We start from the raw sequence: 6412 nt of genomic DNA on the forward strand, positions 1-6412 counted from the left end.
CTACGTCGAGGCCTACCTGGCCCTGGAGAAGCGCAAAGACGTCAAGGACGGGATGACCCGGCACTGGATGACGCCGGTGTTGGACGTCGACATCACCCCCCAGCAGATGTTGGCGGCCGCCGCGTCCGCGGGGCAGCTCGGCCCCGCCGACCAGCGCTCCATCACCCCCCCGACCACCCGGCAGGCCCTCACCAGTGGGCAGGCCCCGCCCCCGCCCGGGGCGACGATCATCGACCCGGACTCGATCACCGAGGCCGTCATGGCCTGCGAGACCCCCGATCAGCTGCGGGACCTATGGAGGCGGGTGTCTGGGAAGGAGGGCGCCCTCCAAGACCCGCGGAACGCCGAAGCGGCCGCGATGTTCGCGGCCCGCGCCGAGGAGATCAAACCCCCGCCCGCCGACGCCGCGACCGCCCCCGAGCGGGCCGCGCCCCCGGAGCCCGCCGTCGCCGCCGACCCGGAGATCGAAGCCCTGTGGACGCAGATCTCTGCCGGGTGCCCGAAGGGGTGGTCGTCGGAAAAACTCGAGACCGAGTTTGAGGCCGCTATCGGGGTCGCCGCCGACGAAGCCACCGCCGACCAGATGCGCAGCTACCTGGAGCTGTCGACGGGGGGTGCGGGATGACCCCGCAGCAGCAGCGTCCCGTCCGGCAGGCCGCCGCCACCATCCGCAAAGCCCTCGCCGACATCCAGCCGCACCCGGCGACCGACGACGCCCCCGCCCAATGGGAGATCACCGGCGTCGGCGATCACCCGCGCACCATCGACGCCGCCGACCTCAACACCGTGCTCAACGGATACGCGTCGTGAGCGCCCCGAACAGCGGGACGGGGGGTGCCGGATGACCGTCTACGTCGATGACTTCCGGGTCCGCGCCCAGGTCGGGCGGGGGAGGTCCGCCGTGTGGTCGCACCTGACCGCCGACACCGTCGACGAGCTGCACGCGTTCGCCGCCCGGCTCGGGCTCCGCCGGTCCTGGTTCCAGGACCCCACCGTCACCGGGAAGCCGTGGCCGTCGAAGCCCGGGTCGCGGGCCTCCGCGAACTGGCACTACGACGTCACCGAGACCAAGCGGAAGGAGGCCGTCCGGCTCGGCGCCGTCGAAGTCACCAGCCGCGAGATGGTCCCGATCATCACCCGCCGCTGGATGACTCTCGGCCCGTGCACCTGCGGCTGCCCCGACGACACCCACGGCCCCACCGGCACCCACCAGATCGCCGAGCGCTGCGGCCGCGGCTGCCTGCGCGGGGTGCCCGCACCCGTCAACACCTGAACCCCGCCGCCACCCACCCGGAGAACCCACCCCCCATGAAGACGTCACCCGCCCGCTGCCCCCGCGACCACACCTGCCCCAACGTCCGCTCCCACGACACCTACTCGGCGCACCGCTACGGCTGCCGCTCACCCGCCGCCATCGCCGACCGGCACCGCTACGACAAGCTCCACGAAGCCGGACTCCACCCCCACCACCTGATCCCCGCCGGGCCCTACGCCCGCCGGTTACAGGCCCTCGCCGCCCGCGACTGGCGCATCGAAGACATCGCCGCACACACCACCCTCAACCGCTCCCAGGTCGCGAAAATCATCACCGCCACCCACCGCGGCACCATCACCCAGTCCAGCGCCCGCCGCGTCGACCTCGTGTTCCGCAAACTGTGGTGGCGTGACGGGCCCTCGCCCCGCGCCGGGCTCCGCGCCCGCAACCGCGGCTGGGTCGTCGCCGCCGCCTTCGACGACATCGACAACATGGACGAGCAACCCAAGACCGGGCAGAAAGATCCGGACGCCGCCGCCACCCAACGCTCCGAAACCGCCGACCGCCGCGCCACCATCGCCCGCCACTGGGCCGCCGGCCACACCCTCCAGCAGACCGCGTGGGACCTCGGGCTCACCACCCGCACCGTCGCCCGCCACCGCCAAGCCATCGCCGCCGACTGGGCCGCCGCCCGCACCGACGAGCAGGTGGCGTCGTGACCCGGCGCAGCAGCAGGGAGGTGGGGTGGTGATGGGGCTCGCGACCTACGGCATCACCCACCAGCGGGAGACCGCCGTCGCCCGGCTGCTGCGCCACGTGTGGCTGCGGCTCCGGGTCCAGACCCCGACGCTGCGGCTCCGCTACACGGTCGGCGGGCTCGTGTGCGACGGCAACGGCGCCGTCTCCCGCGACCGCCTCAACGCCGCCCTCAACGACCCCGCGGTCACCCAACGCGGGCTCGCCCTGCTCGCGGTCGTCCGCTACAAGAACGACGACGGAGGGGAGTGGGTGATCACCGGATGACCTGGTTCAAGGTCGACGACCAGCTCCCCGACCACCGCAAGTTCCGCGCGCTCGGGGCGCGCAACCGGATGGCGGCGACCGGGCTGTGGACGACGTGCGGGGCGTGGGCCGCGAACGCCGGCACCGACGGCTTCGTCCCCGTCGAGATCGTCCGCCGCTACGACCCGCGGCTCCGGCTCGCCGCGGCCCTCGTCGACGCCAAGCTGTGGGTCGAGGACAAGGTCGACGGAGAGGACGGATTCTGCTTCCACGACTGGTCCGTGTACCAGCCCACGAAGGAGTCGCAGACGGTCGAGCGGAGCTACAACGCGTGGAAGACCGCGCTGTATCGCGACCGCGAAGTGCTCGATGCCGTGGGGTTACGCGACAGTAACCGGTGTCGCCGATGCGGAGTAAAGGTCGATTTCCGGGATCGCCGTAGCAGTTCCGGTGGCTGTTACGCCGATGTCGAGGCTTCGGGTGCGGTCACCGTCGACAACGTCGTGACGTTCTGCAAGGGGTGCCGGGACCTCCTCGGCGGACGATCCGTGCAGGTCGCGGGCATGACGCTGCTCCGACCTGGCTCCCTCGGTACTGGTGTCGTATCTGGGTCGTATCTAGATACGGACCAAGCGACACATCTAGAAACGCTTCTGGCCCCCCGGCCCGGCCCGTCCCGGCCCGGGGGTGGGGGCGCGCCCGCCCGCCCGCGCGCGCCCACGCGCGAGGCAAAACCACCCCCCCCAACCCCCATCGGAACCACGAAGGACACCCCCGCCAACGACGCCCCCTGCGGGACCCACCCCGACGACAACCGCCCCTGCCACCGCTGCAAAGACATCCGCCTAGCCACCCCCAAGACGCCGCCGCCCTTCTGGAAGTGACCCGATGACCGACCACGACCACGAACCCGCCCCCGACTACGCCACCGACGAACTCGCCGAACGCCAAGTCCTCGGGATCGCGATCAGCGCCCCCGACCTCGCCCGCGACACCTTCCACCGGCTCAACGCCGTCGCCTCCTGGACCAGCGACCAACGGCTCATCGCCGCCGCCATCGCCGACCTCTACCGCTCCGAAGACCCCATCGACCCCGTCACCGTGCAGCGGCTCGTCGAGACCCGCGCCGGCACCGACGACGTCGCCCGCCGGGTCACCGTCCGGGTGTTCGAGCTGTACTCCGAGGTCGTCTCCCCGACCGCCGAGACGCTCGCCTACTGGGGGGAACGGGTCCACCGGGTCGCCCGCGCCCGCACCGCCGTCGCCGCCGCCCTCCGGCTCCGCCAGCAGGTCGACCAGTCGCTGCGCAATGACGACCCCGTCGGCTACGACCGGGCCCTGTCCGAGGCCGCCACCGCGATCGAGGCGGCCGCGACCAAACTCGAAGAGGTCGTCGCCCCACCCGACAACTACGCGAAGCTGATCTCCATCCCGCTCGGGCACGACTGGGTGATCCCCGGCCTGTTGGAGCGGGAGGACCGGCTGATGCTGACCGCGACCGAGGGTCTCGGGAAGTCCGAGCTGCTGATCCAGATCGCGTTGACGTCGGCGGCCGGGCTCCACCCGTTCTCCGGGCGGCCCCTCGCCCTGGCCGGGGGTGGGCCGATGACGGTGCTGGTCGCCGACGCCGAGAACTCCGAGCGGCAGCTGTCGCGGCGCTACCGGGGCACCGGGGAACGCGTCGAGCTGCTCTGCGACCGGCACGGTGTCCCCCGGCCGGGCTGGCACGACGAGGACGACGGGGCGCTGCGGTTCGTGATCCGCCCCGAGGGCATCCCGCTGTCCGACCCGCGGGAGCTGGCGCGCCTGGAGCGGTCGATCGCGGCGACCGCCCCGGACCTGGTGATCGCCGGGCCGCACTACAAGCTCACCCTCGCCGACACCACCGACGAGAACGACGCCAAGGCGATGATCGCGCAGCTGGACACGTTGCGGCACCGCTACGGCTTCGCGCTGATCTTGGAGGCGCACACCCCGAACTCGTCGGGTGGTCGGGAACGGGACCTGCGCCCGATCGGGTCGTCGGTGTTCCGGCGGTGGCCGGAGTTCGGGTACGGGATGCGCCCGGTCGCGGACACCGAGGGTCTGGACGGGATGCCGACGACGGTGACCTTCGAGCGGTGGCGCGGTGACCGGGACCGGCGGGCGTGGCCGCGGTCGCTGTCGAAGTCGACGCGGGGGTTGCCGTGGACACCACCGGACAGCCGCTACAGCGACTGGCTTGATCACGACGGTGAGGAGTGGGTGGCGTGAGCGACGAGCCCCGCCCGTTCTGGGAGCAGGAGCAGGCCCGCCCCCGGCGGGAGCAGGACCCGGCGCTGCGCCAGTGCGCCCGGGACGGTTGCCTCGGTGCGGTCCCGCACCCCACCCAGCGGTCCCGGCCGGTGGCCGCCGACTACTGCTCCGCGGAGTGCATCCCCGGGTGGTTGCGGCACCTCCCGGCGTCGTACGTCGACCGGCCGACGGAGACGTGGCTGCGGTCGGGGGCGCCGACCGCGGAGGGCCTCACACGCGCGGGCGCGGGCGCGGCCACTGGGTCCGGGGAGATCCCGGTGCCTCGGGTTCCGGGGCCCGCGGTCGAGGTGGTGCGGGAGCCGTGGGATTTGGTGCTCGACGGGCCCGCATCGGGGGCCACACCATGAACCTGCCGTTTGCCCCCTGCACCCCCTGGACCAGACATGCCCCTTCCGGCCCCCCAGCTGCCCCGTGTGGCGCCTCAACCCCCCACCCCGGGGTAAACCCCCGGACCCCCCACTTTTCAGCGATCATGAAACGAGGTGTCGATCATGCCGAGTTGCATCGTCTGCGCGGCGACGTGGACCGGGACCGCCCCGTGCCACTGCACCGCCTGCCACGTGACCTTCACGGTGATCGAGTTGTTCGACGCGCACCGCCACGGCCGCGGCCCCCACGGGGGCTGCCTGGACCCGCCGTCGTCCCCGCCTGCGCGCCGTCCCCGGGTGGGGGTGGGGCGGTGATGGCCGCGGAGATCGAGGGCCCGGTGGAGCCGACGTGGGCGCTGCTGCGGGCGGTGCAGTCGTTGACGGTGCGGCAGCGGTCCCCGGAGGCGATCGTGGAGGTGATCTCGGCGGCTGGCCTGCGGGTTTGCTGGGCCCCCCATCCGGGCGGCCAGTCGGGGTCGCGGTCGCGGGGGCTGCCGGTGGAGTGCGCGTCGTGTGGGCGTTTGGGGCGGTTGGTGTTGGAGCCGGTGCCGCGTGTGGAGCATCCGGGGACGGCGTGCCCGGTGTCGTCGACGGTGGGGGGTCGGCCGTGACCGGCGAAGAGTGCACGAACTGCGGCGGCCCGGATGGCGAGCGGTTGAGCTTCGACCTGGACCTGCCGCCGATCGTCATGTGCCAGTACTGCTCGATCCTGATGGTCACGAACCGGGAGCTGTTCGACAAGGTCGGCGGGCGTGGGCGTTCCAAGCGTAAGACGCCGCTGAGTTCCCGCGAGGAGAAGTCGTGACGACGGAACCGTTGCCGATCAAGGGCCTCAAGATCCGTATCTGTAAGGACTGCGAGCCCCGGACGAAGCCGTTGGCCGCGCCGTATCCGGGGCCGCGGTGCTACCACCACGACAAGGCGTGGAAGCGGGCCGAGCGGGAGAAGCGCCACGAGCGGGTCTCCGTCCGGGACCACGGTGTCCCCGCCGGGTTCATCGCCCGCCTGTTCGCCTACCAGGGGCGGGCCTGCGCGATCTGCCACCGGGCGAAGGGCGTCTCGAAGCGGCTGCACCGCGACCACAACCACAAGATCCCCGACCCGGCGGATGCGTTGCGGGGGCTGATCTGCGGGAAGTGCAACACCTATCTCGGCTGGATCCGTGACGACCCGGAGGTCGGGTCGCGGATGTCCCGTTACCTCAAAGATCCCCCGGCGCAGGCCCTGCTCATGGCCTGGAACGACAACGAACCCGACCTGGCGATCCCGTCGCCGCGGAAGGACACCGGATGATCGACATGCGGTATCGGGGCGTCGAGGTCGCGATCGTCGGCGGCCCGTTCGACGGCGCCATCTTCCACTCCGCCGACCCGATCTCGTGGCCCGTGTACCTCGACGACAACGCCACCCCGGTCGGGGCGGCCGCCGGGTACGCGGCGCTCACCGCCGGCACCGGCTACTTCCACTGGTTCCGGTCCCGGGTCCACGCCTA

General features: G+C 72.2%; 12 protein-coding genes. All 12 read left to right on the forward strand.

Annotation, left to right across the window (positions count from 1 at the left end; all coding sequences use genetic code 11):
- On the forward strand, positions 1-625 hold a 625-nt coding region (locus tag VGH76_RS25160; protein ID WP_414637815.1), incomplete at its 5' end, for a hypothetical protein.
- Positions 622-810, forward strand: a complete 189-nt coding sequence (locus VGH76_RS25165; RefSeq protein ID WP_331559502.1) for a hypothetical protein — start codon at positions 622-624, stop codon at positions 808-810. The genes VGH76_RS25160 and VGH76_RS25165, both read left to right, overlap by 4 nt.
- A 31-nt stretch (positions 811-841) precedes the next feature.
- Positions 842-1273: a DUF4031 domain-containing protein gene (locus tag VGH76_RS25170; RefSeq protein WP_331559503.1), complete on the forward strand. Its 432-nt coding sequence runs from the start codon at positions 842-844 to the stop codon at positions 1271-1273.
- A gap of 35 nt (positions 1274-1308) precedes the next feature.
- Positions 1309-1974, forward strand: coding sequence for a hypothetical protein (locus VGH76_RS25175; protein WP_331559504.1), 666 nt, complete (start codon positions 1309-1311; stop codon positions 1972-1974).
- 31 nt (positions 1975-2005) lie between these two features.
- Positions 2006-2278, forward strand: coding sequence for a hypothetical protein (locus VGH76_RS25180; RefSeq protein ID WP_331559505.1), 273 nt, complete (start codon positions 2006-2008; stop codon positions 2276-2278).
- The gene (locus tag VGH76_RS25185; protein WP_331559507.1) at positions 2275-3141 is read left to right on the forward strand and encodes a hypothetical protein; all 867 of its coding nucleotides are present in this window, start codon (positions 2275-2277) and stop codon (positions 3139-3141) included. The genes VGH76_RS25180 and VGH76_RS25185 overlap by 4 nt, the downstream gene beginning before the upstream one ends.
- A gap of 4 nt (positions 3142-3145) precedes the next feature.
- Positions 3146-4510, forward strand: a complete 1365-nt coding sequence (locus VGH76_RS25190; protein ID WP_331559508.1) for an AAA family ATPase — start codon at positions 3146-3148, stop codon at positions 4508-4510.
- Positions 4507-4899 (forward strand): hypothetical protein, encoded by a 393-nt coding sequence (locus tag VGH76_RS25195; RefSeq protein WP_331559509.1) that lies wholly within the window; start codon positions 4507-4509, stop codon positions 4897-4899. The genes VGH76_RS25190 and VGH76_RS25195 overlap by 4 nt, the downstream gene beginning before the upstream one ends.
- Positions 4900-5043: 144 nt before the next feature.
- Positions 5044-5235 (forward strand): hypothetical protein, encoded by a 192-nt coding sequence (locus VGH76_RS25200; protein ID WP_331559510.1) that lies wholly within the window; start codon positions 5044-5046, stop codon positions 5233-5235.
- Positions 5236-5527: 292 nt separating this feature from the next.
- Positions 5528-5725, forward strand: a complete 198-nt coding sequence (locus VGH76_RS25205) for a hypothetical protein (RefSeq protein ID WP_331559511.1) — start codon at positions 5528-5530, stop codon at positions 5723-5725.
- Positions 5722-6213 carry an endonuclease domain-containing protein gene (locus tag VGH76_RS25210; RefSeq protein WP_331559513.1) on the forward strand — a complete coding sequence of 164 codons (492 nt, stop codon included), beginning with the start codon at positions 5722-5724 and terminating at the stop codon, positions 6211-6213. Before VGH76_RS25205 ends, VGH76_RS25210 begins: the two co-directional genes overlap by 4 nt.
- On the forward strand, positions 6210-6412 hold a 203-nt coding region (locus VGH76_RS25215; protein ID WP_331559514.1), incomplete at its 3' end, for a hypothetical protein. The genes VGH76_RS25210 and VGH76_RS25215, both read left to right, overlap by 4 nt.

Source organism: Actinomycetospora sp. (assembly GCF_036497585.1).
Classification (GTDB): domain Bacteria; phylum Actinomycetota; class Actinomycetes; order Mycobacteriales; family Pseudonocardiaceae; genus Actinomycetospora.

Excerpts from the sequence above, each read along its gene's own strand:
- VGH76_RS25185 (WP_331559507.1), top strand. The coding sequence starts at position 2,275 with ATGACCTGGTTCAAGGTCGACGACCAGCTCCCCGACCACCGCAAGTTC.
- VGH76_RS25180 (WP_331559505.1), top strand. The coding sequence starts at position 2,006 with ATGGGGCTCGCGACCTACGGCATCACCCACCAGCGGGAGACCGCCGTC.
- VGH76_RS25190 (WP_331559508.1), top strand. The coding sequence starts at position 3,146 with ATGACCGACCACGACCACGAACCCGCCCCCGACTACGCCACCGACGAA.
- VGH76_RS25175 (WP_331559504.1), top strand. The coding sequence starts at position 1,309 with ATGAAGACGTCACCCGCCCGCTGCCCCCGCGACCACACCTGCCCCAAC.
- VGH76_RS25165 (WP_331559502.1), top strand. The coding sequence starts at position 622 with ATGACCCCGCAGCAGCAGCGTCCCGTCCGGCAGGCCGCCGCCACCATC.
- VGH76_RS25170 (WP_331559503.1), top strand. The coding sequence starts at position 842 with ATGACCGTCTACGTCGATGACTTCCGGGTCCGCGCCCAGGTCGGGCGG.
- VGH76_RS25200 (WP_331559510.1), top strand. The coding sequence starts at position 5,044 with ATGCCGAGTTGCATCGTCTGCGCGGCGACGTGGACCGGGACCGCCCCG.